Source organism: Nostoc sp. (assembly GCF_036916575.1).
Taxonomy (GTDB): domain Bacteria; phylum Cyanobacteriota; class Cyanobacteriia; order Cyanobacteriales; family Nostocaceae; genus Nostoc.
The window spans coordinates 31,762-58,059 of the sequence record NZ_JBALGC010000094.1; the positions used below are offsets into that span (position 1 = coordinate 31,762).

Consider the following 26,298-nt stretch of genomic DNA (forward strand, 5'->3'; position numbering starts at 1 on the left):
TCATTGGGGTTCTCCAAAGGAGTACAAGTCGGCATAGCCTTTATTTGTTGCCTGACTTTGCCTTTCATATTAAAATTTTGAAGTAATGCTTCATGGTTAATGCAGTCAAATGTTCAATTCGGATATTAAAGATGCGCCCCTGCATGTCTGATTTTTTTATCACCCTACAGAATTTATCTTTTTCTATTTCCAACCCTTTTTTGCGGTGGGCTGTACTTAGGGTAAGTGGGGGCAAGCGATCGCAGCTACGCGATCGCATCACTGGTTAACTATCTACTGGATGCAGAGAGTTGGCTCCTATGTCATCCTAGATTAGGAGAGTTAATTCGGTGATGTCTTTGGTTTTAGTATTGAAAGGCTTTTTCCTTTTAGTATTTACAGACTTCTCAGAGAAATTAAAATCTCTACACAGTGATGATTTTGGAGAGAATCGATGTCAATTTATGTAGGTAACCTCTCTTATGAAGTTACACAAGAGGATTTAAGTGGTATTTTTGCAGAATATGGTACTGTAAAGCGGGTTCAAGTACCTACTGACCGTGAAACAGGTCGTCCACGAGGCTTTGCTTTTGTGGAAATGGGAACTGAAGCTGAAGAAGCAGCTGCCATTGAAGCTCTAGACGGTGCTGAGTGGATGGGTCGTGATCTGAAAGTGAATAAGGCTAAACCCAAGGAAGATAGAGGTGATAGAGGTTCGTTTGGTGGTAACCGAGGAGGATACGGCGGTGGCGGCGGACGCAACCGCTACTAACCTTGGAAACAAAAAAATTTGCCTAGAGTCTTAAGGTCAGACAAGGAGTCTGTCTTTTTTTTGTAATGTTACTGCCTGCATAGTCATTGATGAAGTCAACTTAGTAGGAGAAATAATGACCCAAGTAATTGTAGGTGACAATGAACACATTGAGTCAGCCTTACGACGATTTAAGCGAGAAGTTTCCAAGGCTGGAATTTTTCCAGACATGAGAAAGCATCGTCATTTTGAAACGCCTCTAGAAAAACGCAAGCGCAAAGAAGTTGCCAAGCACAGGCAGAGTAAGAGAAGTTTCCGTAATTAAGGACTGACATAGATATAAACGAATCCCTCATAAAATCTATGAGGGTTTTCTTTATGGGAATCAGCACGAGTAATCAAAAAGTCAGAATGGTATTTTCTCAATAAACGCTAAAATCAAGTCAGCCTTTGTATTGTAGCGGTTGTGTCCCACATCACTCAGAGTGCGGTTCACTGCATAAATCCTGATTGTCAACGTCCTTATCCTCAACCTTGGGGAAACAAATTTTGCAACAGCTGTGGCGCACCGCTAGAGTTGTTAGACCGCTATGTTCCACTTCAGCCATTGGGGTCAGGAGGATTTGCTCAAATTTACACGGTTTGGGATGAAAAAACTCAAACAGAGAAAGTGCTGAAGGTGTTGGTAGAAGATTCACCAAAGGCACTGGAGTTATTTACCCAAGAGGCGGCGGTTTTATCTAGCTTGCAGCATCCAGGTGTCCCCACAGTTGATGCAGATGGGTATTTTCACGTAAAACTATTCAATCCCAAACCACACCAACTGCCTTGTCTGGTAATGGAAAAAATCAATGGGCGGACTTTAGAGGAGATATTAAAAAAGTTTCCTCAAGGGTGTCCAGAGGATTTGGTTTTAAACTGGTTCGCTCAAACTGTACAGATTTTACAGGAATTACATAAACGTCAGATTATTCACCGAGATATTAAACCTTCTAATTTAATGCTGGGCACCTCTTCACCAACTCTAACCCCGCCTGAAGGGGAAACAGAGGGCGATCGCTTGGTACTAATTGATTTTGGAGGGGCAAAACAATTTAGCGCCTCTAAACTGCGTTCTCAATCTAGTTCCACTCGATTATTTTCTTCTGGCTACAGTCCACCAGAACAAGTGACTGGAGGTATTGTCGGGCCAAGTGCCGATTTTTATGCCCTTGGTCGAACGATGATTGAACTACTAACAGGTAAGTACCCGCTAGAGTTGGAAGATCAGCAAACTGGGAAATTGCGCTGGCGAACTGCGGTAAATGTCAACCCGCAACTAGCTTCTTTGCTGGATGAGATGGTACAGGAAGATGTGCGATCGCGTCCGGCAAATGCAGCTATGATTCAAAAACGTTTGGCGAAAATTTCTCAACCATTACCGCCGCCGGGGTTGTTTTCCCAACTGCGGGCCAACATTAAGCAAGCGTCCCAGAGATTAACACTGCTAACACAAGCTATTGAACAAGCTTTAGCTAAATTTAGCCAAGCTATAGGCAAAACCATTATTTTCATTGCTAAGGCGATCATCAAAATTTTCCAAGCTTGTTTGGCGACGATTTGGGCAATGATCCTGAGTAGTATCGGCGCTTGTTTTGGGGCGATCGCTGGTTTTATTTTGGCCTATCGCACAAGCTTGGGGCGTCGGGTTGTGGAATTTATTTGGAGTCAGCTAAACGAATTAGTGCCAAATACTCAACCCCTTTTCGGGACAGATATTTTGGTGTTCGTTGCAGCAGGCTGGGGAACCGCTTGGGGACTGACAGTATCAGGGTGTTTTGGTCAACGGCGGCGCTTTTTAGTGGCGTCTGTGATGGGCATGATTAGCTATGGCTTCGGCTGGTTGATTTTGCAATTAATCACACCAAAAGACAGCGGCGAGGGCTTAGTGGCAGTAATTTTAGTGGCAGTTTGCCTACTCACCTTGAGCTTAGGACTTCGCAGCCATCACATAGTCTACGCTGTGTTCGCTGCCTTTGGCAGTGCGATCGCCTATGCAGTTTTGATTCTTTTGAAGTTAGCACCTCCTATCCTGCAATTTTCTAGTCAACCAGGCTGGTCGGAGTTATACAAGCCTCTGATTTTTTTTGGTTTTGTAGGCTTCTTTATTAGCTTCTGGTTAGGAGTGAGTTACTACCTAATTGTCCCTGGATTGCGCCTTTTGGGGTGGCGTTAAAATAATTCGTAATTCATAATACTTGCAAAAGGCGAGTATTATGAATTAGTAATTAATCAAGTGCCCAAAAACAAGATCCCCCTAGTCGTTTTTTATCGAGCTAGGGGGATCACATATGTGGTAGTCTATAAGAGGTTCGGTATAGTTGCTTACGACTCGATTCTATAGCTTCTATTTCAGTTTGAGTAGTCTTACCATTATAATTCATCGTATTTTTACAGCTTCTTAATCAATGCTTTATCCCGGTTCTTCCTTAAGCAAGTGGTATATGTAAGTATGGCAGTAGGCAATGTGCGTCATTTGTTATCCTGGTAAATATCTGTATAAAATATGAAACTTAAGATTGTTGCTACCGTCGTCTTGTTAGCTTGTTTCGGGTTTGCAGAGCAGAGCCTTGCATCAAATCAGCTAGACCTGGATCAGTTGAAGGCAACAAGTGCCTGTCCTCGATGTAATTTGAGTGGTGCTGACCTAACTCAACTGAATCTAACTGGAGCAAATTTGCGAGGGGCTGACTTGAGCAGCGCTACATTATCTCAAGCTAATCTCACGAATGCCGATCTCACCGGTGCAAATTTAGAAGGTGCGATTCTGAATTCGGCGATTCTCAGTGGTGCTTCCTTAACAGGAGCAAATTTGAAATCAGCATCTTTAGAAAATGCCGATCTGTCTTATGCCGGTTTCATCAGCGCCAATTTGGAAGCAGCAAACTTTAAAAATGCCAAATTGCAGTTTACCAATTTTCGGGGGGCTAACTTCCGACTAACAACTCTATCCAATGGTGTCGTCACCTCCGACAAGCCTTATGGCTGGTCGTTAGAGCGTCAAAATTCCAGAGAATGTAACGAGTTTAAACCCGAAAATACGCGAGGCACAACCTGTTATTCAAAATAACCAGTTTTGAATTGGGACATTGGGCATTAGTTATTCTTCCCCTGCTCCCCTGCTCCCCTGCCTCTGGCTTGACCGATCCTTGTATGGCAAAGAGCATTTTGTTTGTTAACATTTCTTTATCATGGGAAAAAAGCCTATAGATTAATTAAATCGATGCTTACCCGTATTAAAGACTTAGCAGCAAAACTAGCGCCCCGCTTAATTGAAATTCGCCGCCACATCCACTCTCACCCAGAACTCAGTGGTCAGGAGTACCAAACAGCAGCCTTCGTAGCTGGTGTTTTGTCTTCCAGTGGTCTGCACGTACAAGAGGGAGTTGGCAAAATCGGCGTCATTGGAGAACTGCAAAGCACTAGCCAAAATGACCGTTTATTGGCAATTCGCACTGATATGGATGCCTTGCCAATTCAAGAATGCACCAATTTAGAATATGCCTCTCGTACAGAGGGTATTATGCACGCTTGCGGTCATGATGTCCACACCACAGTAGGGTTAGGAACAGCAATGGTGCTGTCCCAAGTGGCAGAGGAGTTGGGTGGTAAAGTGCGGTTTTTATTTCAGCCAGCCGAGGAAATTGCCCAAGGGGCAAGCTGGATGGTGAAAGATGGAGCGATGGAAAACGTCTCGGCTTTATTAGGAATTCATGTTTTCCCTTCTATACCCGCAGGATCTATTGGCGTGCGTTACGGGGCATTAACAGCCGCCTCTGATAATTTAGAGATTTTGATTATGGGAGAATCTGGGCATGGGGCGCGTCCCCATGAGGCGATTGATGCGATTTGGATTGCTTGCCAAATCGTTACTGCACTGCAACAAGCTATCAGCCGGACACAAAATGCCTTGCGTCCTGTAGTATTGAGCATAGGGAAAATTGATGGTGGCAAAGCGCCGAATGTGATTGCAGATAAAGTGCAGTTATTGGGAACCGTGCGATCGCTCCATCCCGAAACCCGTGCCTATCTCCCGAACTGGATTGAAAACATTGTATCTAATGTCTGTCATACCTACGGGGCAAAGTATCAAGTCAATTATCGCCAGGGCGTACCTAGCGTTCAAAATGATTACGCCCTGACGCAATTGTTGCAATCAGCCGGAGAAGAAGCTTGGAGTAGCGATCACGTCCAAGTATTACCCGAACCCTCCCTTGGATCTGAAGATTTTTCTATGTATTTGGAACATGTCCCCGGTTCCATGTTTCGCTTGGGTGTAGGCTACAAAGAAAGAATCATTAACTACCCATTACACCATCCCCAATTTGAAGTCGATGAATCTGCGATTGTTACTGGGGTTGTAACTATGGCTTATGCGGCTTACAAATACTGTCAGCAAAATTCTTAAAGAAAAACTCCCAGTACATCAGCGCTGGGAGTTTTTCTTTAACTAATCTTTTTTAGCGGATATAGAAAGCTCAAAAGCATCATATATATTCGCTTCATTAATAACACCTAGCTTTTGAATTTGGGTCTGAACGGCTTTAAATTCAGTAACCAGTTGTTCACTTTGTTCGGAGATATTCTTCTTTATTTTGAGCGATCGCTCTCATAACTCTGGGTAGAAAAACAAAACTTTTTGTCACAACTTGTGTTCTTCTATTTTTAGATAGATAATATTTAAATCTATATTCTCTCCTCAGATTAAATATAGATTTCAATGCTAGTTTTATACGAGCTACTATCGGATCATTCCTTAAATATTGGTATTCAAAAATTTGACAAAATGAAAAAACTTTTCCCCACTCCCTACTCCCAACTCCCCTCCCTCACCCAGCAATTTTGGGTTGGTTGAGTACTAGTACAGCTTTGCATTAATTAATAGCGGTTTTAAACGCACAGGGACGTTGAGGAAAACGCAGAGGTAGGCAGAGTTTTTTCAAGAGGATTCGCTATGAATTTACAAAATTATGTAGTTAGAAGTTTTAACCATATATTTATCCACTCTTCAACTACCTCAGTCAAGATCGGGTAAATAATTCAACGTTAAGTACATGATTCAGCCTGCCTAACTTTCCGTCTCAGCAGCTTTGACAAACCTCGCCGCAATTGTGACGATTACGCTAGAATTGTTAAAGGTTCTTTACAGAGTTTTGTTAATGATACCTAATTCTGTTACAAAAGCCTAGCATTCAAATGTAAATCTCAAAACCCCCTCTAGACTTCACTAAAAGTTTCTATGACGCTCCCAATTCGCAACGTCGCCATTATCGCCCACGTTGACCACGGTAAAACAACCCTGGTTGACGCACTCCTCAAACAATCCGGCATTTTCCGCGAAGGCGAAGACGTTCCGGATTGCGTTATGGACTCCAACGCCCTAGAACGGGAACGGGGTATTACTATCCTGTCTAAAAATACGGCGGTTCGCTATAAAGAAACACTAATAAATATTGTTGATACTCCTGGACACGCTGACTTTGGTGGCGAAGTTGAACGGGTACTCGGCATGGTTGACGGATGTCTTCTGATTGTCGATGCTAACGAAGGCCCCATGCCTCAAACACGCTTTGTCCTTAAAAAAGCTTTGGAAAAGGGGCTGCGCCCCATTGTTGTGATCAACAAAATCGACCGTGGTCAAGCTGACCCCCACGTTGCTGTCGATAAAGTATTGGATCTGTTCTTGGAATTAGGGGCAGATGAAGACCAGTGTGATTTTACCTATCTGTTTGCCTCCGGTATGGCAGGTTTTGCTAAGGAAAGCTTGGAAGCAGAATCGGTAGATATGCAACCTCTTTTTAACGCAATTGTGCAACACGTTCCCTCACCAGTGGGCGACAGCAATAAGCCTCTGCAATTGCAAGTCACAACCCTAGATTATTCTGAATATCTGGGACGGATTGTTATTGGCAGAATTCACAACGGTACTATCCGCTCAGGACAGCAAGCCGCTTTAGTTACAGAAGATGGCACCATTGTCAAGGGTAAAATTAGCAAGCTGATGGGCTTTGAAGGGTTGAAGCGCGTAGACCTGGAAGAAGCAACCGCAGGTTATATTGTCGCGGTGGCTGGTTTCGCTGATGCTTATATTGGGGAAACGATTACTGACCCCAATGAACCGCAAGCTTTACCACTAATTAAAGTGGATGAACCAACCTTGCAAATGACCTTCTGTGTGAATGATTCGCCCTTTGCTGGTCAAGAAGGCAAGTTGGTGACATCAAGACAAGTGCGCGATCGCCTATTCCGCGAACTTGAAACCAACGTGGCTTTGCGTGTCGAAGAAACCGATTCTCCCGATAAATTCCTCGTTTCCGGTCGTGGCGAACTCCACTTGGGTATCTTAATTGAAACCATGCGCCGGGAAGGCTTCGAGTTTCAGGTATCTCAACCACAGGTTATTTACCGCGAAGTCAACGGACAACCTTGCGAACCTTACGAACTCTTGGTGTTAGATATTCCTATTGATGCTGTGGGTAGCTGTATTGAACGCTTGGGACAACGCAAAGGCGAAATGCAAGATATGCAACCAGGTAATGGCGATCGCACCCAGCTAGAGTTTGTCATTCCCGCTCGTGGATTGATTGGTTTCCGGGGTGAATTCATGCGGATGACTCGTGGCGAAGGCATCATGAACCACAGTTTCTTAGACTACCGTCAACTTAGTGGCGACATTGAAGCCCGTAACAAAGGTGTTTTAATCTCCTTTGAAGAAGGTGTTTCTACCTTCTACGCCATGAGGAATGCTGAAGATAGAGGAGCATTCTTTATTGTTCCTGGTACAAAGGTTTATAGAGGCATGATTGTAGGCGAACACAATCGTCCGCAAGATTTGGAACTAAATATCTGTAAAACCAAGCAGTTAACTAACCACCGCGCTGCTGGTGGCGATGAATTGGTGCAACTGCAAGCACCAATAGACATGAGCTTAGAGCGTGCTTTGGAATACATCGGCCCCGATGAATTGGTGGAAGTTACACCCCAATCGATTCGTCTGCGGAAGATGTCGAAGAAGTTGGCAAAACGCTAAGTAAAATTACTTAATCGATTTAGAAAGCCCGCAGATGTGGGCTTTTTATTTTGTTAGTTACAGCTGTCAATAGGATAAGCACATCGCTAAAATTGAAGGATTATTTGTCAATTCCAAACTCTATCAGTTGTTGTTAATTTATCTAAGTAATTGAAAGGAAAGTATGGGAGTTGCTATTTGGGCTGCACTTCGTCAAATAGAGGCACTCCGTGAATCTGTTGCATTCACGTTGGAAGATGGAGCTATCCAAAGGTATAAGAAGCTAGACCTCGAAGGACTTGCTCAGTGGGTCAGTGAGCAAGGTGTTACTCCTGTAATTTTGACTCACAAGGATTTTGAAACAGATCAAGAAATAGGAGAGAAAGAGGTAAATCTTCTTATATCAATGAAGGAATTTCTTAAGGATCGTTATCCTTATGCAGAAGCTGTAAAATACGAAACATGTTACATAAGATACGGTGGTTTTGATTTTGGAGTTCATCGTAGTGGTGTGGGGTGGTATAGTCTGCCAAATTTTGTCATTACCTCTGCTTTCGTTCGGTTATTAGGAGCCTCTGAGCAATTTGAGTTAGACGTTCTCAAATCTCTTCTACACCATAGACCTGCCGGAAAAGCTGAACTATTAGATTAGTGTGATGTAGTTACAGTAAGTCCTGACGTGTTAACAGAAGAACCTGATGAATCCGGCGCTTACTCCAAACCATCGATCTGGACGTGGATTAAGAAAACAGCTGAGAATAACGTAGAACGGAAGACTATTTTCAAACGGGTTTATGGAATTGAAAGTACACCAGAGGAGTTTAATGGTTTAGCTAAATCTGCTATCAATAAGTATCGAAATGAACTCTATGAAAAACGCAATTCCATTGCACATGGACGTGCAAATGTTACAATGCTTCTCAGTGATTACTGTACTGCTGAGATTTTTGTTATTGAGACAATCCGAACAATGGGTCAACAGTGTATGGATAAGTTGAAAGTGAGCTTATGACTCAAGTTATTAACCCTGTTGGAATGCGCGATCACTTATTAGTCAGACGCAACCTAAAAATGTAAACTGATATGTTGCGATTCTTGGCAGACGATAATTTTAAAAATCAGAGATTCTTACAGAAAGCGATCGCCCTTGCCGTACATTTAGTCAAATCCTTGAGTAAAAATGAAGAGGACTGAAAAAGGATTATTCCCATGACTATTCGTGAAACTGCGATGCCTTCGGCGAGCTTCGCTAACGCAAAATTGCAGCAACTTTCCGAACCACTCCTACAAGAAGTGACTGATTTCATTGATTTTGTTCTCCACAAACATTAAGTTAAAATTGCTGACAGTCAGCCTGATGAATCACCCGTGGAAAAATGGTCACAATGGTTTGAGGCTGTGGATTCCTTGTTTCTTTAATAAACTTTAACTGAACGAAAAAGCAGGGTGCGTTTTTTAACTTAAAATGGTGAATAATCTGAATAGAGGTTTTCTATGAGCATCAGTCTCACACCCGATCAAGAACGCTTTATTCAAATTAAGCTCCAGTCTGGGAAATATCGCTCCGCAGAAGAAGCCCTTGAAATTGCCTTACGGTTGCTTGATGAATACGATCGCGCTGATGCTGAATGGGTCGAGGATGTGCGAGAGAAAATTGATGCGGCGATTTTAGCTTCAGACCAAACGCCACCTATTGATGGAGAGACATTCGTAAACCAAATTCTAGAGCGGTTTCGACAAGGACATCAGGCGCAAGCATGAGTCGCTACGTCATCAACATTCTTGCCAGCCGAGATATCAATGAAATTGCCGACTACTTTGCTCAAACTAGCGTTGAAGCAGGAGAGCGATTTTTCAGTGAATTCAACCGCAAGTGCCAACAACTTGTTGCCTTTCCAAACAGTGGTAAAAGTTACGCAAAAATTCGTCCAGACCTCCGAGGTTTATCCTTGCAAGGTTATATCGTTTTCTACAAAGTGCTAGATGATGGTATCGAAATTCTACGGGTTATAAGTGGTCGTCGTAACTTTCCATCTCTTTTTGAGGAATCCAACTAAAAGCTTTTTTGGCAAACCCCTGAGATACTGTGAATTTCAGGTGGTGTTGGGTTAAAAAAGAAACATGAAAATCATCAAACCCATCACCAATTGGTTAGAAACTCGCGCTTGTGCCCCTGCATACGGCGGTTGGGTACTAGCAGCAACGGCTATTTGTTTTTTTGGCGCAGGTATCAATACGATGGCTGGTTGGCTGTACGCCATTAGCGGCATCAGTTTTGCCCTTTTGGGTGTAGCAGCCATCTTACCGGCGCGATCGCTCACAGGTCTATCCATCACCCGTCGTCCCATCCAACCTGTGTCAGCCGGCGATGATCTGACGGTGGAATTAGAAATCCGCAATCAGACACAGCAGCCTGTAAGCTTGTTGGAAGTCAAGGATATGCTGCCCTTTGTCTTAGGGAAACCAGTACAAAAGGCAATAGAGACAATTCCTAGCCAAGGTAGTTACCGTTGGGTATATTACCACTCTACCCAGCGCCGGGGCGTTTATCGCTGGCACACAGTCGAACTAGCTTCTGGTGCGCCTTTGGGATTGTTTTGGTGTCGCCGTCAGCGTGATTGTGCTGCAATGGCGATCGTCTATCCGACAGTGTTACCTTTGGCTACCTGCCCCCTAGTAGATGAAATGGGGCAAGAAGAGAGCAAAAGGGGCGATCCTCGTGGTAGACCATTGCAGACAGCGACAACGGGGCTGGTGCGATCACTCCGTCCCTACCGCATCGGAGATCCCACCCGTCTGATTCACTGGCGAACTAGCGCCCGCTATGGCGAATTAAGGGTGCGGGAGTTAGAAATGGTGACAGGTGGACAAGAAATAGTTATTGCCCTTGACAGTGCTAGCAATTGGGAAGAAGAAAACTTTGAACAAGCAGTAATTGCCGCAGCCTCGCTGTACTTTTACGCACAACAACAGCAATTACAGGTACAACTATGGACAGCATCAACAAGTTTAATTAAAGGTGAACGTTTTGTTTTAGAAACTTTAGCAGCAACCACAGCCTTAGAAGATGTCAGTTCAGTAGTTCCTAAAAGCTACCCTTTGATTTGGCTGACTCAAAACCCCCTGAGTCTTGCTACTCTTCCTCAAGGCAGTCGCTGGGTTTTGTGGCCAAATATTTCCTCACCAGCAGAACAAGAGGTAATCAATTGGGAACACCCTGGTATAGTTTTGCAAAGCGATCGCGCTCTGCAACCCCAACTGCAAAAAACATTAGGTTCATATTAATCAATATTTTCGCCAAAAAACTACACCCTAGAACAATACGGTTCAGTTAAGGCTAAAACTCTTTATCAAAGTCTATTTTTTGAACGTAGATGCACAGCGGCTTGCCCCAGGCTATCAAATGTTAAAACAGTTGCTTGTGCTACTGCTCCTAATCCCAAAACAATGACTGTTACTCTGATAGCAGCAGTCGAGAACTTTCTCGCAACAGTTGAAATACTCATCTAGTAGTAGTTGTAACTCTTGATAATTTTGTGCTTACACGTTTTAGAATATACACTAAATGTAAAATATTAAGTAATAATATTTAATAGATCCCTGAAGTCTTATAAAGTTATGATGAAGAGAATTCAATACAATAATGTATAAATAGATAAAGCCTGAGATAAGTCTGATAAAAGGATCGCGCTTGGCGTCTTCCCTTAGACGTGTCACAGCGTCCTTTTTTTGATGAGAATAAATCAACCTTTTGACTTTTAAATTCTGCTTCAAGATGCAACTTGAATTTTGATTAGCTTAGAAGTTAAGCTTCTGCGATTTCTGAGATTTTCTCTGATCCCAGCACACCGGACATATCAGCCTTTGAGCAAAGGTAAAACAATTTGAGCAGCTAAGGTTGGGGAAACACACCCAGTAATCACCTACTGAGGCTGAGGTACAATGCAAAGAAATATTTAAATTATGAGTCGCCGATCCACATGATCTCATCAGAAGCTAACACAAAATCCAGCGATAAAAGCCTAGAGGCAATGCGGCATTTTTCCGAACAATACGCCAAGCGGACTGGAACATACTTCTGTTCTGAACCTTCTGTCACCGCAGTTGTGATTGAAGGATTAGCCAAACATAAAGACGAACTAGGTGCGCCTTTATGTCCCTGTCGCCATTACGAAGATAAAGAGGCTGAGGTTCACGCCACATATTGGAACTGTCCCTGTGTGCCAATGAGAGAACGCAAAGAGTGCCATTGCATGTTGTTCCTCACCACTGACAACGAGTTTGCTGGAGAAAAACAAGAAATCTCTCTCGAAACAATAAAAGAAGTACGAGACAGCATGGGATGAGCGAAACCATCCCCCAAGAGTTTTGGCAAGGTGTAGAACAGTTCAATTCTGGTCAGTTCTACGCCTGTCATGACACTTTAGAAGCTTTGTGGATTGAAGCAGGCGAACCGGAAAAAACCTTTTATCAAGGCATTCTTCAAATTGCTGTAGCACTGTATCATTTGGAGAATCGGAACTGGCGAGGTGCAGTTATTCTACTAGGAGAAGGCAGTAATCGCTTGCGGCGTTACCCATCTAGTTACGGCGGCGTTGATGTAGATGAGCTATTGAGTCAGAGCGCAGTGTTGTTGACGACATTACAACAAATAGGGCCAGACAAGATTACAGCTGGTGATTTGAGTGAAAATGAAGCCTTATCTTTACCTCAAATTGTGCTAGTTAGCGATTAGTAAAGTTTAAGCAAGTGAAGCCAGACAAGGAAGATTGAAGAGAAAAATTGCTTCCTTGTCTCCTTTTGTTCCTTATTTTGAAATTGAATGTTTGAGTGTAAATCTCGATATTCCAAGTTTTAAGCTTGAAATTCCGAGTTCAGAGGCTGAAGTTCTGAGTTCAGAAGCTGAAGTTCGGAGTTCAGAGGCTCAAATTCCGAGTTCAGAGGCTCAAATTCCAGTTTGCGATTGGGAATGCTTGCCCTAAGGGTTGCTGCTTGCCTATTAGGGGCAGAGAGAGCTGCTTTGTCTGCATATAGGACTTACGCACAAGCAACGGAAAATCGAACCACAAAGGACGCAGAGAAGCCAGTGCGTTGGGCGGGTTCCCCGACTTGTACCCTTACAGGGAAGCAAGCTACGCGCAGCAGCGACCACAGGAGAAGCAACTGGCGCGACACGGAGGAATAAGAGTTTGAGAGGTTTTTTGCGTAAGTCTTACTAGATCTACAAACGAAATTTTATTAAGATTTTGGCTAAAGTTGACACCAATAAAGTGTTGGGTGTAGCGAAAAAAGTTAAGACCGTTATATTAAGCTGTAGTGGATTTCATCTAAAATTTCCTGAAACCTTGAGGTTGGGGCTAGCGTCACTATTTCAGCCAGTAGTTATCGTAAATCACTCCAGATTGTATATTTCATATCTGGATCAAGTAGTTGAGATAATTAGAATGCAAGCTGAAATCGTGAATCCCAAATTGCTATGATGCCCTGCTATCAATTACCCTTATCACAGATGCGTCGCTTTGGATTAGCTTTAATGCTGCCAGTTGCACTCTTGGGCGCTTTTGTCTTCCCTGCCCAACTGCAAACCGCTACTGCACAAACATCTAGAGACAATCGCCCCCTCACTATCCGCGCTGATGTGCAAGAATATGACGCGAAAAATCAAGTAATCACCGCTCGCGGTAACGTGCAAATGTTGTATCCTGCTCGCCAGATTCAGGCAACATCTGCCCAAGCACAGTACTTTAGTAAAGAACGCCGAATTGATTTCAGTGGCAATGTCTATATTTTGCAGCAGGGCGGTAACAGTATCCGAGCGGAGAAAGTAACCTATTTAATTGACGAAGGGCGATTTGTTGCCTTACCTCAATCCAACCATCAGGTAGAGTCTATCTACATGGTGCAGGAATCAGATAATGATGGACAAACTGCCAAACCTGCTCCACAGACACCAGCATTTAAGCGTTCTAATTAGTATCTACCATCAACAAAGGGCGCGAACAATGAAAATTGTTTTAGAAAATATTCACAAATCTTACGGCAAGCGAGTAATTGTCAATCGTGTCAATCTTTCTGTTGCTCAGGGCGAAGTCGTTGGTTTACTTGGCCCCAATGGAGCTGGTAAAACGACGACCTTTTACATTGCCACAGGTTTAGAAAAACCCAATCTAGGAAAAGTCTGGCTAGGTAATCTGGATATTACAGGAATGCCAATGCATCAAAGGGCACGACTGGGTATTGGTTATCTAGCACAAGAAGCAAGTGTTTTTCGCCAACTCTCTGTAGAGGATAATATTCTGTTGGTGCTAGAGCAAACTAATGTGCCACGATGGGAGTGGTCAAGGCGACTCATAACTTTACTACGGGAGTTTCGGTTGGAAAAATTAGCTAATAGCAAAGGAATTCAACTTTCTGGTGGTGAGCGACGACGGACGGAATTAGCAAGGTCTTTAGCTGCTGGACAAGAAGGGCCAAAATTTTTACTTTTGGATGAACCATTTGCTGGAGTTGATCCTATAGCAGTCTCAGAAATTCAGCAAATTGTGGCACAACTGCGCGATCGCGGCATGGGAATCTTAATTACAGATCATAATGTCCGCGAAACCCTCGCCATTACCGATCGCGCCTACATCATGCGCGAGGGACAAATTCTCGCTTTTGGTGCTGCTGACGAACTCTACAGCAACTCCCTTGTACGGCAATATTATTTAGGGGATAATTTTCAAGTCTAAATTAACAATTATTTAGTTAATAATTTCAAAGGCTATTTTGTTGTTTATTTTTAAGCATAAATTTCTTAATTAATTTCATTTTGCTTTCTCAACTATTGAGAATTTAATTTTGATATTAAACATATACTTTGCTTTACTAGGGTTGCTCATTTTTAACTTTTAAGAGGATGTTTATCAAGTCTAATTTATTACTCACATGGGCGACTAGAAGTCGCGGCTATAGAGACAAAACTCCGAAGTTCTGATGCCTGTCTTGAAAAGTTCAGAGACGCTCGCGGACTCGCTACCGCTGCGCTAACGGCGGAAGCCGCCGCTCCGACTTTTCGCTGCGGCCGGCTGCGCTAACGGATAGCGCAGCGTCTCGTAGAGAGCGTCGGAAGCCTCCGCTCAGACTTCTCTGTGCCTTTGCAGGTTAGCAAACCGTTGATTTTGTATGAGTCCAGGAAGATAGACTTTGCTTGTGTAGTAGGAAATTATATTCGCTTAATACTTTTAAAACATCCTTTAAAGTTGCTTATGATATCAAAGAAGCTCACATCTTTCTACAGTCTCCATTCGCTGCTGCCTTTTACAATCATGGATCGCTATCTTGGCAGCGAATTGTTAGCGCCGTTTTTCTTTGGTGTAGGAGCTTTTTCATCAATTGGCGTCACCATTGATGCTGTATTTGATCTCGTCAGAAAAATCGTAGACTCTGGGCTACCTATAGACATTGCTATTCAAGTTTTTTTGTTAAAATTTCCCAACTTTATCGTTTTAGCCTTCCCCATGTCTACGCTGCTGGCTACTTTGATGACCTATAGTCGTCTTTCTAGCGAGAGCGAACTAATTGCCCTGCGCGGTTGTGGGGTGAGTGTCTATCGTATGGTGCTAACTGCTGTGATGTTGAGTCTTGTGGTTACAGGAATGACATTTGTATTTAACGAAGAAATTGCACCAGCAGCAAATTATCAAGCGGCGATGACTCTGGATAAAGCCCTCAAATCAGACAAACCAACTTTTAAACAACAAAATATTTTCTATCCTGAATACCAAGATGCTCTCCAGCCGGATGGCTCTAAGAATAAGATATTGACACGCTTGTTTTACGCCGACCAGTTTGATGGTAAGCGGATGAAAGGTTTGACGATTATAGACCGCTCAACAAAAGGTCTGAATCAAATTGTGGTATCAGAATCCGCCCAGTGGAATCCTTCTCAAAATGTCTGGGATTTTTACAACGGCACGATCTATTTTGTCGCTGCCGATCGCTCCTATCGCAACATCGTTAGATTTGAACACCAACAACTGCAACTACCGCGCACGCCATTAAGTCTGGCAGAAAAAAGCCGGGACTATGGTGAGATGAATATTGCCGAAGCACTAAATCAATTAGAAGTGGAACTTCTCGGTGGCGATCGCCAAAAAATTCGTAAACTCGAAGTGCGGATTCAACAAAAAATCTCTTTACCTTTTGTATGTGTAGTTTTTGGTTTGGTAGGTGCAGCGATGGGAAGCATACCTCAGCGAACTGGAAGAGGCACCAGCTTTGGTATTAGTGTTGTAGTAATTTTTTCATACTACTTAATTTTCTTTATTAGTGGTGCGATCGCGCAAGCAGGTGTCCTCTCTCCCTTTATGGGAGCTTGGTTGCCCAACTTTCTTTTTTTGGGAATAGGTCTATTCTTATTGATCCGAGTTGCCAAACGGTAAATTGAGGAAGTGGGAGCAGGAGAGCAGGGGAGGCAGGGGGAGCAGGGGAAGTGAGTATCAAAGACTCATTCACGAGTAAAAAAGACTCGTTCACGAATAAAAAACGAATTTTACAGCGCTTTTCAAGTAATTGAACTAAACCACTCCCTACTTCCTACTCCCCGTCTCAGTTGTGGTCTAAATACCTGAAAAATGCTGTAATTTACACAAAATTAGAGTTATAAATCATTCTCTCCTGCCTCCCCTTCCTCTTCATCCCTACACTTCAATTACGGGTGATAATTTCGACATTCCGGTGCAGCTGGATTTTCCTTACAATATTCTTCAAAAGAGACTTTGGCTGATACCATACCCTCAGCTTTCTGATGAGCTGCTTCTGCCTGAAGTTCTTCTACCTCATCCCAGGCAGCTGCACAGCCTTTAGAATAAGCACCTTGTTCAGTGCAAATAGCACGAGCCTGCTCAATTGCTTTTTGAATTCTCTCCTCCAGCAGTAGCGCTTTTGGCGCTTCCACAAAGTCGCTTTTGGTCAAAATGTCAGTAATTGAGATGATGCCCAACAGCTTACCTTTAATCACAGGTGCTCGATGAATACCAGTATTAGCAAATAACCGCGCTACATATTCCACACCCAAATCAGGATTGACCACAATACAAGGCTTGCTCATAATTTCATAAACCCGCACTTGCTTTGGGTCTTTACCGTAGGCTGTTACTTTATAGACAATATCCGTTTCTGTGACAATGCCATAAGCATCATTGTCATAGCGACGATCCACAACCAGGGCCCGCAATCCTTTTTCCTTCATCACCCCCACAGCTTCAGCAACAGTCGCTGAACCGCGAATGGTAACTACGTCTTTGATCATGATATCTTCAGCTTTCATCATTGCTGTAGTCTCCTGGTTAATAGTACGGTGCAGTACAGCGCCCTCAGAGGCGTATCGAAGCATTGCACCATACAGTTTGCTAACTAGAAAGTAAAAAAGTTGAACTTTTGTCCAGCCACAACAATAAATTAGACCAGTTGTCAACTCCTGATGTTATCCAATGTGACCGATACCCAAAAACTAACCATAAATTCCCATCACTTTCTAGAAAATCTTCCCAAAGGACTCCAGCCACTAAAAAGTAAATTTTTTACTACTACATGTCTATTGGTAATGACTAATAACTGATGGAGAAGTTAGGATAAAATCATCATTCAAACTTCAGTTAAGATATTTCCGGTTGAGGAAAGCAAAAGCATTAAACAGCAACGCCTTCAGCTTCCCTCAAGTTTTCCCGATTTCGAGTAAATTTCAATTACTAATCCCATGCCAAATCGTCATTATCCTCCCGCCTACTTACGCTATCTCAGAGCCAGGTTATGGAATCTAGGGCGACCTGGTTTTTGGGTAACTGCAATTTTTTTATCTGTAGTAGGGCTAGTAACCTGGGAATACTGGTCAAACCCAGATATTTTCGTTTATAAGCAAAAAAACCAAGTGGCTTCACAAAAGCCTGCTGATTCCGACCTGTCAGAAGAAAACAGAGCTATTGCAGCGGATATCGATAACTTGCCAGTTTTATTTAATGATTTTGAGCAAGGAACTGTCTCATCAACAGCAAATACCCCTAAGGAAAACACTAAGGGAAAAAACAGCAAAGGCTTATTAGAAGATGCAATTAACAAACAAAAGTCTGCTAATGATCCCAAATCAAATCCTAGTTTAGGTGTTAATGGCGACACCTCCCTAGCTGTGAAAAATCCTTTTGTTGTACAAACAGAAAATTTATTGCGGACTGGGACGGTTGATAATAATAATCCGTTTCTTGGTCTCAAGACTTTAAATACGGCGTCTGAACCAACAGAGGGGGAACAAACATCCTCTAGCCTGGGTATTGGATCAACTAATCAAACCAACAAGAATCAAAATTCTCTCTCTATCAGCCCTGTGCAAGGGACGCTCAACCAATCGACAAACCAGAAATTGTCTAGCTTCAATGGTACTGCAACTCAGACAAATGCCTTAGGGCGCGTCTCTGACCCAGGAGCAACGCTAACGCCACCGCTCAACAGCTTACCCAGTCAGAATTCTCTACCAAGTACTGGGTTAACTGCTGGGACAGGCTATACGTCAACCGATACAAATTTACCGCAAAATTCCTACAGTAATTTAAATAACCGTCAGGTATTGCCTAGTAATGGATTAACTACTGGTACAGGTTATACGTCAACCGGTACAACGCAAAATCCCTACAATAATTTAAATAGTGGTCAGGTATTGCCTAATGTAGCACCAGTGACGCCCCCAGTCACCTCTGCCGCACCAAGTAATATTGCACCTTACTCTAGTCAAAACGTTGTCACCCCGACAAACCCTGTAGGATATGGGAATTATGGCTTGCAGCAGCCGACGCAACTACCACAATCTACTTATGGGAATTATGGGTTGCAGCAACCGACGCAACTACCACAATCTAATTATGGGAATTATGGGTTGCAGCAACCGACGCAACCACCACAATCTAATTATGGGAATTATGTGTTGCAGCAACCAACACAGTCTAATTCCTTATATCTTCGCCAGATTCGAGACAAATATAGAAGTCCGGGTCAAAACTGATTTTAAGCACGTCGCTTAACTGAATAAAATTCAGCTAAGGTGATTGTGGGCTATTAGGAATAATCGGAACCTCTGGTGTTTCGGGTTGTTGCTGTTGTCGTTGCAAATATTTACTCAATACATAAGCCATATCCCCACGGGTCATGGGTTTTAATGGAGAAATATTGCCTTGAACATCTGTGTTCAGAAATCCTTCAGTAGCTACTGTAGCGATCGCTTTTCTAGCCCAAGCTGGGATAGACTTTTCATCTGGATATGAAGCAAGAGTCTCATTAACAGCGTCATCGGAAAACTGAAATACACCATAAGCCTGGGCGAAAATAGCAAGAGCTTCTGCCCTTGTCACTTTTTGGTTAGGGAAAAATTCATTGCCCCGATAGCCTTTCATTATGTCAGTTTTTAAGACTGTCTGTATATCATTAAATGCCCAATGAGAACGAGGAACATCTGGAATAGCTAAATTTTCTTTGCTAACAGCTTGTCTTTTATCTAGCCGAAATGCTTTGACCATAATTGACGCTAATTCTGCCCGACTCAGTAACCTTTCTGGATAAAACTTGCCATCGGAAAAGTTTGTCATCCATTTGACAGCAGTTACCTGCTGAATGGAATCAGATGGAATTGCAGAAGTTGGTTCTGGCACTGAAGCCTGAGCAATTGCTGGTAAATTTTGTAGTAATGCTACTAAAGATAAAGTAATTGAAAACTGACGTATCATGATAACCACTTTTAGCTGCTAAATGAATTTAAAAAACTACGTTACTGAGGTTAAGGCAAAATGTGGTATTCCTAATAACCTGTAACTTAGTTAGTGACGAACTTCGGCTGGGCAATGTTGCATATCTGCTTGTTGTGGGTTATATATTTAAACTGCCAGTATCAAGTGAAGCGTGAGGCTGACTTGAAAAAGTTTTTAGTAGGGTGTGCAGCCTAGCCCTTTTAAGGTGGGTGCAAGTATGGTGAAACCCTTATTTTTCAAGCTAATTTATTTTGCGATCGCTTGTAGTTAGTCTGTTAATTCTATTCCTAATTCCCGCAAGTATTTATTCATACTCATCTCGGCTTCAGCACGTTGAGCCTCTAATTCGCGCAGCTTGATAATTTCCGCCTCAATATCAATTTTGTCATTTTCATCCTTGGGGGTTAGGACATAGCGGTTGATATTGAGAATATATTCATTAGCAGCTAGTTCTTCCAGAGCCACGACTTTAGCATATCCCTCTTCATCTTCAAAGGCTTGGTAAGCTGTGATGATATGAGTGATATCTTCTTCACGCAGGTAATTTTGATTACGGCTCTTTTGATATTCATTACTAGCGTCAATGAACAAAATTTTATTTCTACGGTTTTCTTGCTTATCCCGATTAAAAATTAAAATAGCCGTAGGAATACCTGTACCAGAAAGTAGGTTGGATGCAAGACCAATTACTGCTTCAATTAAGTCAGATTCAATAATTCTCCTGCGAATAATACCCTCAGAGGCTCCACGAAATAAGACCCCAAGTGGCACTAATACCCCAGCTTTACCAGTATTTGTGAGTGTGGTTAGTATGTGCTGAATGAAAGCAAAATTACCACCAACTTTAGGTGGAATTCCATAGCGGAAGCGGTCATACATATCAAATTTAGATAACTCATAGCTCCAATTACGAACGTTAAATGGGGGATTAGAAATTACCCTGTCAAAAAGCATTAATTTACCGTTTTCAACTAGTTGTGGTTCACGGATAGTATCTCCCAAGCGGATGTCAAAATCAAAATTGTCGTGCAAAAGTAAATTAATTTTGGCAAGGCTAAAAGTATTTTGGTTTATCTCTTGTCCATAAAGCAGTAAATCATTTTGCTTATTTCCCAAATGTTTAATTTGTTTGATACATTCAGTCAAAATACCTCCCAATCCACAAAAAGGGTCACAAATACTCATTCCTGGTTGTGGTTCAAGCAGACGTACTAACAGTTCTGCTACCTTCTGCGGAGTAAAAAACTCTCCAGACATTTTACCAAGATTAGCTGTAAATTGTGCCATGAAGTATTCACAAGCTTTTCCTAATAAGTCTGGTTCAGCAAAGTATTTATTCTGGAGTTTAATCTCTGAGAGATGCCAAATCAATTGGCGTAGTACTTGATCTTGCTTTTTAATATCAACTTGACTGTGGTTATGTTCAAAATTATAATTTATGAAAATTCCTTGTAATTCTCTGATACCTGGGTTACGAGTTTCAATAGCTCTACCAGCTTCATTAAGTGCCTGACCAATATTTTCAGGTATTTGCAGTAAATAATTCCACTGCGAAATTACAGGAATAAAAAAGCGTGGTTTGGCTTTATAAGATTCTTCCTCAAATAAATCAGACAATCGCTTTAAAAGCAGAAGCCTGAACAAATAGTTAATATAATCATTACCGCTAGAAACCCCCCGTAGGATACTTGCAGCAGTCCAAAGTCTATTTTCTAAGTATTCTAAAGTAATCATTGCTGTCTTTCCAAAGTTTGAAAAAGAGTAGATTCTGATAAATTATTTCGTGCGTCTAAAATTTCCAAGGTAATGCGGTTAGCTCGTTCAGTAGCTAAAAAGAGTTGAGCTAATTTATTTTGAGTCTCCAAATGAGGTAATGGAATCTTGAGACTGCGTAATTGAGAAATTGGAATCAACTGAATTGTGGAAGATTGCAAGTATAAAGTGGCTAGTTGCTGTTCTAGCCATTTTGAACGCATCAAAACTGCCAAATACACAGGATCAATTTGTACTATGGGGCGGATAACAGCCACGTTATTGCTCGCCAAGCTACCTTCTAATTTATCTGTAACTACTGATGCTTTCAGGAGCGTACCTCGGTTGGAAATTACTACATCACCAGTTTTTATTCGATACCGCTCAAGGTCAGATACGCGTAACTGAACCACACTTGGGTTACGTTCAATGTATAGGTACTCAAGATCAGACAAGCTAACAACGCGCTCTGGTCTACCGTTATCGTCTGCATAACGGCTAAGTGTAATTCCTTGGAATATTTCCCCTATCTTCTGAAGAGGCAGAACTGAATGAGACATAAATCTGCTAAAATATCTATTATATTAACAGTAAGTTAGTTATTGCAATTGAAGTAATATACTTACTGTATTGTAGCCTAGCATAGAGCTTGCTAGAATATCCGCAACCAGATTGTAAAACCATGAAAAAAACGCAACCGGAGTACCAGTCCAGCAGCGTTGTCTTATTTCAAACGTTTGTAATTTGGTTGTCCATCCATTAACGGTCAGGCGCACTGCCTATTGACCGTCAATTTAATTTGAGGAAAAAACTTTTATGATCTCTCCACCGAATAATCCTAACTCAGATGAACCTCAGCCTCAACTAGACCCTTTGGCATTTTTATCTATGGTGATTAATCGAGAAGACGGGTACGAGTTTCTCAACAAATCCGTCGAATTTCTCGCGCGGATTAGCTATATCCAGCAAGATCAGGCTGAGTCTCTACGCCAAAAAAAGGCTGAGGCACACCAAAAGATTGAAACTGAGGCTAAGGCTTGTAAAATCCTCATGGCAATAACCATAGAACACGCCAAGAGTCAGGGACTTGACCCTTATAAAAAGATTTGGACAAACTCCAAAGCAAAAGCTATAACCAGCTTTGTGCTTACGTTAAACAGCGTTTTCCAGAACTGAGTAATCGTATCCCGCTATTTCTTGCTTAACGTTTCATAATTTTCACTATGAACACCAAGATGTCTCACAAATGATACCTTGGTGTTCCATTTTCACCAGCAAAAATTATTCACAAGCTTTTGAGTGTAAAACCTCTAGTCTGATTAAAGATAGAAATTTCAATGTATGTTTAAACTTGAAAAAGTATCTTTCTTTCGCTTGGCTCGACCGAAAACACCTGTCGATAAAATGTCGCTGACAGTCTTTTATGAAGCTGGAAATAAACAGTAAAAGGTGTGTAACTTAGGTTATGTTCATTTTATATAAGTTTTATGGAGCAGTTTTGGCAATGACCGCAGCACCAGATCCCGTAACGTCGATGAAGCAAGAAGTTGGCAAAGCCGCCGCCGCCCTGGTAAAGTCGGGTTCCATTGTGGGGTTGGGTACGGGGTCAACTACAGCATATACGATTCAGTTTTTGGGCGATCGCCTCAAGTCTGGTGAACTCAAAGATATCATTGGTATACCTACCTCGTTTCAGTCAGAAGTGCTGGCGAAGCAGTACGGTGTCCCTCTTGCCACCTTGGATGCTATTGACCACATCGATATTGCCATTGATGGAGCAGATGAAGTCGATCCGCAGAAAAATTTGATTAAAGGCGGTGGTGCAGCACATACCCGCGAAAAAGTCGTAGACTACCTGGCAGAACAGTTTATTGTCGTGGTAGATAGTGGTAAGTTAGTAGACCGCTTAGGTTCTACTTTCGCTGTGCCCGTGGAAGTGATTCCAATGGCAATTACTCCTGTGACTAATGCCATCAAAAAACTTGGTGGCAAACCAGAACTCCGCATGGGTGTAAAAAAAGCTGGCCCAGTGATCACTGATCAAGGCAATTTTGTCTTAGATGTCAGATTTGACTCTATTGAAGATCCAGTCAGCCTAGAAAAGACATTGAATAACATTCCCGGCGTCCTGGAAAATGGTATCTTCGTTAACTGTGTCGATTTAGTTTTAATTGGTGAAGTCAAAGATGGTCAGCCATTAGTGCGGCAACTGTAAGAGTTATAGATTTTGGATTTTAGATGTCTCTGAAATCTAAAATCCAAAATTAAGCAATAGCTCCTGTTCATCAAAACACCAATTTAACTAAAATTTATAGTCTTCATCGCCCTAATGTGCGTAGTTTACCGCCGTAGGCATCACTACTTTGCCTACGTCTAGGCCCAATAATTATTAAATCGCCCTTTTCGTCTAACTCTGCGTTAAGGAATTGTGAAGTTTCTCCCGATTCTTCAAAAAGCTAATTTTACCTGAGGTGATTTGGGAGTCGTCTTTCGTCATAATTTGCTGTCTCCATTGAATCTACTGCGCGTGTTATTTTCACAAGATAAATTTGGGCAGTATCCACCAATACGCTTTGGATCAGATAATCTACATACCGATAACTTCTGTAGAAGTTTTCTGTTGTCGTTGATTGAGTTTCTACTACCAACAAGGGTGTTTACTTCTTGGTACAAGAATGCAATAGCTTTGGCACAGTGATTTCAAACTTTGAGTTTATAATACAAACCGACTTCTTGCATTTTGAGTTTAACCAAGCAAAATATGCTAGTTGACCTAATTTTTTTAAGGTGCTATTAACAACAGGACATCAAAATTATGCAGCCAGGCGGCATGAATGAAGAGGAGAAAGAATATTTAGACGATGAAGAACACAACCCGTTATTATCTAAAGTCATAGAACGGAACATTCGCACTATCATCCGCCTTCGGGTCAAGGCTGCTAATAAGCGAAACTTGCAAGACCGAATTGCCGACGCTATTACCTCTTTTTCTGGGCATATAGTTTTTGTTTATGTTCATATCGTCTGGTTTGGTGGTTGGATTATTGTGAACACTGGCAAATTAGGTGTGCATCCTTTTGATCCATTTCCATATGGATTGTTGACAATGATTGTATCTCTAGAAGCAATTTTTCTCTCAACATTTGTGTTGATTAGCCAGAACCAACTGAGTGAAGAAAGTGAGTATCGCACCAACTTAAATTTACAAATTGGACTACTGACTGAGCATGAAGTTACACGAGTATTACAAATGCTCGATGCTATTCAAGAGCAAATGGGCATTGAAAATGATAAAGATAGTGACCTTGCAGACTTAGAAATGGAAACCAAGCCCGAAGATGTTCTAAGTGAAATTGAACGGCTCCAACAGATGGCGCTTAAAAGGAAAAAATTCAGAAATCGTAACCAAAGATAATGACTGCGATGGCGTATGTTGCTGAAGAATACCAATTTTTGCACTGTTCGAGGTTTGCGCTGGAGTAACTGATTATTGTTTGTTTTAGGTCTTCCATAATCTATTCAATTTGGTCGTGCAAAGAGCGTACTAGCTCAATTCCTATTTTTCTGAAAAGCTCGACGTCTGCGCCCATTTTCAAACAGGGGTTTTCGCAACGGTACTACCTCAGCTTCATTACTTTCGCGTGCTACCCGAATTAGCAACCCAGCAGCTATTAAGCTGGCAATCATGGAATTACCACCATAACTAAACATGGGCAAAGGTAAGCCAGTAGTCGGTAGAGAACCTGTAGCAACACCGATGTGGAGCAATGATTGTCCTACCATCAAAATCGTCACGCCGATCGCTACCAATCGATGCACTATATTTTTCGCCTTCAGCGCCACGATTAATCCGAGAGTGGCGAATGTAGCTAAAAGCGCCAACAACACCATACTGCCAACAAAGCCAAACTCTTCAGCGAACACCGCAAAAATAAAATCGGTATCCTGAATTGGTAAATAAAACAGCTTTTGTTGAGAAAGCCCAAATCCAGAACCCCAAGTTCTACCAGAACCTACGGCTAGTAGACTTTGCACCAACTGGTAGCCATCTCCTGTAGCATCTGCCCACGGATTGAGGAATGACATCACCCGCTTACGCTGATACTCTTTAATACTAATACTGAGTATCGCCAACATCACTCCGCCAATTGCTGTTCCTCCCAGGTACTTGTAAGGTAACCCAGCTGCTAGAGCAATTAACCAGATAGTCATGCCGCAAAGTGCTGTTGTACTCAAGTTAGGCTGGGCAAGAATTCCTAAAAGTACCAGACCGAAAATACCCAACCAAGCCAAGCGAACCCGCCAACTAATTCGTTCCCATTGACCAAAAAGCCGCGCACTTTGCAGCACCAAAAAGGGTTTAATTAATTCTGAAGGTTGAATCGGAACTGGCCCGATCGCAATCCAACGCGCTGCATCAAAAGCCTTCTTTCCCAATCCTGGGATCAGTGTGACGAAAATTAACGCCAAAAACAGTAACAAAAACCAATGGGATAGTCCCAAAATTTTCTGCAACGGCAAATTAACAATAATATTGAATCCGATTAAGGAAACTAAGACCCAAAGCAGTTGACGTTTAAAGTAGTACAATCCATCATTATGACGGGCATCAGCGACGGGATAGGATGCTGAAAATAGCATGATCAAGCCGACAAACAGCCAAATCAACGTTAACCAGCGCAATAACCGCGCTTCTAATGCCCAGTTAGAGACTGAACTATCAAAAATTGGAATCAGGCGGCGTAGATTCACGATCAGTACAGGTAAAAAGTTAAGAATTAAGAGTTAGCAATAAAACTCATAAATCATAACTTATAACTTATAACTCTTAAGTAGCTTTGACAACGATGCATTTGATAATGGTCAACTTGAATACACTTAGCTAGCAACTGTTAATCTAATTCTTAGTCGCCTTGACTGGGGTGGTTCTAGCGAGCGCTAATTGATACAAAGGATATTTTTCTCATACCACTACCAAATTTGACAACATAATACTT

The 26,298-nt window shown here is 42.2% G+C and carries 28 protein-coding genes; 22 read left to right on the top strand and 6 right to left on the bottom strand.

What is annotated here, in order from left to right; genetic code table 11:
• The first annotated feature begins 143 nt into the window (after window positions 1-143).
• From V7L29_RS19905 to V7L29_RS19960, 12 genes are all read left to right on the top strand, one after another.
• On the top strand, window positions 144-269 hold the full coding sequence (locus tag V7L29_RS19905; RefSeq protein WP_334736587.1) for a hypothetical protein: 126 nt from the start codon (window positions 144-146) through the stop codon (window positions 267-269).
• A gap of 164 nt (window positions 270-433) precedes the next feature.
• A complete protein-coding gene (locus tag V7L29_RS19910; RefSeq protein WP_334692945.1) occupies window positions 434-751 on the top strand; it encodes an RNA recognition motif domain-containing protein in 318 nt (105 codons plus the stop codon).
• A gap of 115 nt (window positions 752-866) precedes the next feature.
• Entirely contained in the window at window positions 867-1,055 is a 189-nt protein-coding gene (rpsU, locus tag V7L29_RS19915; protein ID WP_012407716.1) for a 30S ribosomal protein S21, read from the top strand.
• A 141-nt stretch (window positions 1,056-1,196) separates the two neighbouring features.
• On the top strand, window positions 1,197-2,945 hold the full coding sequence (locus V7L29_RS19920) for a serine/threonine protein kinase (RefSeq protein ID WP_334692944.1): 1,749 nt from the start codon (window positions 1,197-1,199) through the stop codon (window positions 2,943-2,945).
• 330 nt (window positions 2,946-3,275) lie between these two features.
• Entirely contained in the window at window positions 3,276-3,839 is a 564-nt protein-coding gene (locus V7L29_RS19925) for a pentapeptide repeat-containing protein (protein ID WP_334692943.1), read from the top strand.
• A gap of 153 nt (window positions 3,840-3,992) precedes the next feature.
• Window positions 3,993-5,177 (top strand): M20 family metallopeptidase, encoded by a 1,185-nt coding sequence (locus V7L29_RS19930; protein WP_334736588.1) that lies wholly within the window; start codon window positions 3,993-3,995, stop codon window positions 5,175-5,177.
• Window positions 5,178-6,008: 831 nt separating this feature from the next.
• The gene (typA, locus tag V7L29_RS19935; RefSeq protein WP_334736589.1) at window positions 6,009-7,799 is read left to right on the top strand and encodes a translational GTPase TypA; all 1,791 of its coding nucleotides are present in this window, start codon (window positions 6,009-6,011) and stop codon (window positions 7,797-7,799) included.
• A gap of 163 nt (window positions 7,800-7,962) precedes the next feature.
• Entirely contained in the window at window positions 7,963-8,430 is a 468-nt protein-coding gene (locus V7L29_RS19940) for a hypothetical protein (RefSeq protein ID WP_334736590.1), read from the top strand.
• Between the two features lie 27 nt (window positions 8,431-8,457).
• Complete coding sequence (locus tag V7L29_RS19945) at window positions 8,458-8,790, top strand: hypothetical protein (protein WP_334736591.1); 333 nt, start codon at window positions 8,458-8,460, stop codon at window positions 8,788-8,790.
• Between the two features lie 482 nt (window positions 8,791-9,272).
• On the top strand, window positions 9,273-9,539 hold the full coding sequence (locus V7L29_RS19950; RefSeq protein WP_334736592.1) for a ribbon-helix-helix domain-containing protein: 267 nt from the start codon (window positions 9,273-9,275) through the stop codon (window positions 9,537-9,539).
• The gene (locus V7L29_RS19955; protein ID WP_334691178.1) at window positions 9,536-9,835 is read left to right on the top strand and encodes a type II toxin-antitoxin system RelE/ParE family toxin; all 300 of its coding nucleotides are present in this window, start codon (window positions 9,536-9,538) and stop codon (window positions 9,833-9,835) included. Before V7L29_RS19950 ends, V7L29_RS19955 begins: the two co-directional genes overlap by 4 nt.
• A gap of 64 nt (window positions 9,836-9,899) precedes the next feature.
• Window positions 9,900-11,063: a DUF58 domain-containing protein gene (locus V7L29_RS19960; protein WP_334736593.1), complete on the top strand. Its 1,164-nt coding sequence runs from the start codon at window positions 9,900-9,902 to the stop codon at window positions 11,061-11,063.
• A gap of 65 nt (window positions 11,064-11,128) precedes the next feature.
• Here V7L29_RS19960 and V7L29_RS19965 read toward each other — a convergent pair whose 3' ends face one another.
• The gene (locus V7L29_RS19965; RefSeq protein ID WP_334736594.1) at window positions 11,129-11,284 is read right to left on the bottom strand and encodes a hypothetical protein; all 156 of its coding nucleotides are present in this window, start codon (window positions 11,282-11,284) and stop codon (window positions 11,129-11,131) included.
• Between the two features lie 474 nt (window positions 11,285-11,758).
• Here V7L29_RS19965 and V7L29_RS19970 point away from each other — a divergent pair, with 474 nt between their 5' ends.
• From V7L29_RS19970 to V7L29_RS19995, 6 genes are all read left to right on the top strand, one after another.
• Window positions 11,759-12,124: a ferredoxin thioredoxin reductase catalytic beta subunit gene (locus tag V7L29_RS19970; protein ID WP_334691180.1), complete on the top strand. Its 366-nt coding sequence runs from the start codon at window positions 11,759-11,761 to the stop codon at window positions 12,122-12,124.
• Window positions 12,121-12,513 carry a DUF309 domain-containing protein gene (locus V7L29_RS19975; RefSeq protein ID WP_334691181.1) on the top strand — a complete coding sequence of 131 codons (393 nt, stop codon included), beginning with the start codon at window positions 12,121-12,123 and terminating at the stop codon, window positions 12,511-12,513. Before V7L29_RS19970 ends, V7L29_RS19975 begins: the two co-directional genes overlap by 4 nt.
• A gap of 34 nt (window positions 12,514-12,547) precedes the next feature.
• Entirely contained in the window at window positions 12,548-12,760 is a 213-nt protein-coding gene (locus tag V7L29_RS19980) for a hypothetical protein (RefSeq protein ID WP_334736595.1), read from the top strand.
• Window positions 12,761-13,254: 494 nt separating this feature from the next.
• Window positions 13,255-13,752, top strand: coding sequence for an LptA/OstA family protein (locus V7L29_RS19985; RefSeq protein WP_334691182.1), 498 nt, complete (start codon window positions 13,255-13,257; stop codon window positions 13,750-13,752).
• A 28-nt stretch (window positions 13,753-13,780) separates the two neighbouring features.
• Window positions 13,781-14,509, top strand: a complete 729-nt coding sequence (gene lptB, locus V7L29_RS19990) for an LPS export ABC transporter ATP-binding protein (RefSeq protein WP_334691183.1) — start codon at window positions 13,781-13,783, stop codon at window positions 14,507-14,509.
• Between the two features lie 576 nt (window positions 14,510-15,085).
• Window positions 15,086-16,201: an LptF/LptG family permease gene (locus V7L29_RS19995; protein WP_442944225.1), complete on the top strand. Its 1,116-nt coding sequence runs from the start codon at window positions 15,086-15,088 to the stop codon at window positions 16,199-16,201.
• 269 nt (window positions 16,202-16,470) lie between these two features.
• On the opposite strand, the gene V7L29_RS20000 is transcribed toward V7L29_RS19995, so the two are convergent.
• Window positions 16,471-17,091 (bottom strand): CP12 domain-containing protein, encoded by a 621-nt coding sequence (locus tag V7L29_RS20000; protein ID WP_334691226.1) that lies wholly within the window; start codon window positions 17,089-17,091, stop codon window positions 16,471-16,473.
• Window positions 17,092-17,517: 426 nt separating this feature from the next.
• Between V7L29_RS20000 and V7L29_RS20005 the strand changes: the two genes are divergently transcribed.
• Entirely contained in the window at window positions 17,518-18,810 is a 1,293-nt protein-coding gene (locus V7L29_RS20005) for a hypothetical protein (RefSeq protein ID WP_334736596.1), read from the top strand.
• A 34-nt stretch (window positions 18,811-18,844) separates the two neighbouring features.
• Here V7L29_RS20005 and V7L29_RS20010 read toward each other — a convergent pair whose 3' ends face one another.
• The 3 genes from V7L29_RS20010 to V7L29_RS20020 form a co-directional block, all read right to left on the bottom strand.
• The gene (locus tag V7L29_RS20010; RefSeq protein WP_334736597.1) at window positions 18,845-19,528 is read right to left on the bottom strand and encodes an S-layer homology domain-containing protein; all 684 of its coding nucleotides are present in this window, start codon (window positions 19,526-19,528) and stop codon (window positions 18,845-18,847) included.
• Between the two features lie 288 nt (window positions 19,529-19,816).
• A complete protein-coding gene (locus V7L29_RS20015) occupies window positions 19,817-21,283 on the bottom strand; it encodes an N-6 DNA methylase (protein WP_334736598.1) in 1,467 nt (488 codons plus the stop codon).
• Entirely contained in the window at window positions 21,280-21,861 is a 582-nt protein-coding gene (locus V7L29_RS20020; protein WP_334736599.1) for a restriction endonuclease subunit S, read from the bottom strand. Before V7L29_RS20020 ends, V7L29_RS20015 begins: the two co-directional genes overlap by 4 nt.
• A gap of 256 nt (window positions 21,862-22,117) precedes the next feature.
• Here V7L29_RS20020 and V7L29_RS20025 point away from each other — a divergent pair, with 256 nt between their 5' ends.
• The 3 genes from V7L29_RS20025 (at window position 22,118) to V7L29_RS20035 (ending at window position 24,716) form a co-directional block, all read left to right on the top strand.
• The gene (locus V7L29_RS20025) at window positions 22,118-22,477 is read left to right on the top strand and encodes a hypothetical protein (RefSeq protein ID WP_334736600.1); all 360 of its coding nucleotides are present in this window, start codon (window positions 22,118-22,120) and stop codon (window positions 22,475-22,477) included.
• Window positions 22,478-22,805: 328 nt separating this feature from the next.
• On the top strand, window positions 22,806-23,516 hold the full coding sequence (gene rpiA / locus V7L29_RS20030) for a ribose-5-phosphate isomerase RpiA (RefSeq protein ID WP_334691227.1): 711 nt from the start codon (window positions 22,806-22,808) through the stop codon (window positions 23,514-23,516).
• A gap of 600 nt (window positions 23,517-24,116) precedes the next feature.
• Complete coding sequence (locus V7L29_RS20035) at window positions 24,117-24,716, top strand: DUF1003 domain-containing protein (RefSeq protein WP_334691190.1); 600 nt, start codon at window positions 24,117-24,119, stop codon at window positions 24,714-24,716.
• A 134-nt stretch (window positions 24,717-24,850) separates the two neighbouring features.
• Here the strand turns inward: V7L29_RS20035 and V7L29_RS20040 are convergent, their stop codons facing one another.
• Entirely contained in the window at window positions 24,851-26,053 is a 1,203-nt protein-coding gene (locus V7L29_RS20040) for an FtsW/RodA/SpoVE family cell cycle protein (RefSeq protein ID WP_334691191.1), read from the bottom strand.
• Window positions 26,054-26,298 lie beyond the last annotated feature (245 nt).

Excerpts from the sequence above, each read along its gene's own strand:
- V7L29_RS20035 (WP_334691190.1), top strand. The coding sequence starts at position 24,117 with ATGCAGCCAGGCGGCATGAATGAAGAGGAGAAAGAATATTTAGACGAT.
- rpiA (WP_334691227.1), top strand. The coding sequence starts at position 22,806 with ATGACCGCAGCACCAGATCCCGTAACGTCGATGAAGCAAGAAGTTGGC.
- V7L29_RS20000 (WP_334691226.1), bottom strand. The coding sequence starts at position 17,091 with ATGATGAAAGCTGAAGATATCATGATCAAAGACGTAGTTACCATTCGC.
- V7L29_RS19925 (WP_334692943.1), top strand. The coding sequence starts at position 3,276 with ATGAAACTTAAGATTGTTGCTACCGTCGTCTTGTTAGCTTGTTTCGGG.
- V7L29_RS20015 (WP_334736598.1), bottom strand. The coding sequence starts at position 21,283 with ATGATTACTTTAGAATACTTAGAAAATAGACTTTGGACTGCTGCAAGT.
- lptB (WP_334691183.1), top strand. The coding sequence starts at position 13,781 with ATGAAAATTGTTTTAGAAAATATTCACAAATCTTACGGCAAGCGAGTA.
- V7L29_RS20020 (WP_334736599.1), bottom strand. The coding sequence starts at position 21,861 with ATGTCTCATTCAGTTCTGCCTCTTCAGAAGATAGGGGAAATATTCCAA.
- typA (WP_334736589.1), top strand. The coding sequence starts at position 6,009 with ATGACGCTCCCAATTCGCAACGTCGCCATTATCGCCCACGTTGACCAC.
- V7L29_RS19940 (WP_334736590.1), top strand. The coding sequence starts at position 7,963 with ATGGGAGTTGCTATTTGGGCTGCACTTCGTCAAATAGAGGCACTCCGT.
- V7L29_RS19930 (WP_334736588.1), top strand. The coding sequence starts at position 3,993 with ATGCTTACCCGTATTAAAGACTTAGCAGCAAAACTAGCGCCCCGCTTA.
- V7L29_RS20010 (WP_334736597.1), bottom strand. The coding sequence starts at position 19,528 with ATGATACGTCAGTTTTCAATTACTTTATCTTTAGTAGCATTACTACAA.
- V7L29_RS19910 (WP_334692945.1), top strand. The coding sequence starts at position 434 with ATGTCAATTTATGTAGGTAACCTCTCTTATGAAGTTACACAAGAGGAT.
- V7L29_RS20025 (WP_334736600.1), top strand. The coding sequence starts at position 22,118 with ATGATCTCTCCACCGAATAATCCTAACTCAGATGAACCTCAGCCTCAA.
- V7L29_RS19955 (WP_334691178.1), top strand. The coding sequence starts at position 9,536 with ATGAGTCGCTACGTCATCAACATTCTTGCCAGCCGAGATATCAATGAA.
- V7L29_RS19975 (WP_334691181.1), top strand. The coding sequence starts at position 12,121 with ATGAGCGAAACCATCCCCCAAGAGTTTTGGCAAGGTGTAGAACAGTTC.
- V7L29_RS19970 (WP_334691180.1), top strand. The coding sequence starts at position 11,759 with ATGATCTCATCAGAAGCTAACACAAAATCCAGCGATAAAAGCCTAGAG.
- V7L29_RS19905 (WP_334736587.1), top strand. The coding sequence starts at position 144 with ATGTCTGATTTTTTTATCACCCTACAGAATTTATCTTTTTCTATTTCC.
- V7L29_RS19965 (WP_334736594.1), bottom strand. The coding sequence starts at position 11,284 with ATGAGTATTTCAACTGTTGCGAGAAAGTTCTCGACTGCTGCTATCAGA.
- V7L29_RS19950 (WP_334736592.1), top strand. The coding sequence starts at position 9,273 with ATGAGCATCAGTCTCACACCCGATCAAGAACGCTTTATTCAAATTAAG.
- V7L29_RS19960 (WP_334736593.1), top strand. The coding sequence starts at position 9,900 with ATGAAAATCATCAAACCCATCACCAATTGGTTAGAAACTCGCGCTTGT.
- V7L29_RS20005 (WP_334736596.1), top strand. The coding sequence starts at position 17,518 with ATGCCAAATCGTCATTATCCTCCCGCCTACTTACGCTATCTCAGAGCC.
- V7L29_RS19985 (WP_334691182.1), top strand. The coding sequence starts at position 13,255 with ATGATGCCCTGCTATCAATTACCCTTATCACAGATGCGTCGCTTTGGA.
- V7L29_RS19995 (WP_442944225.1), top strand. The coding sequence starts at position 15,086 with ATGGATCGCTATCTTGGCAGCGAATTGTTAGCGCCGTTTTTCTTTGGT.
- rpsU (WP_012407716.1), top strand. The coding sequence starts at position 867 with ATGACCCAAGTAATTGTAGGTGACAATGAACACATTGAGTCAGCCTTA.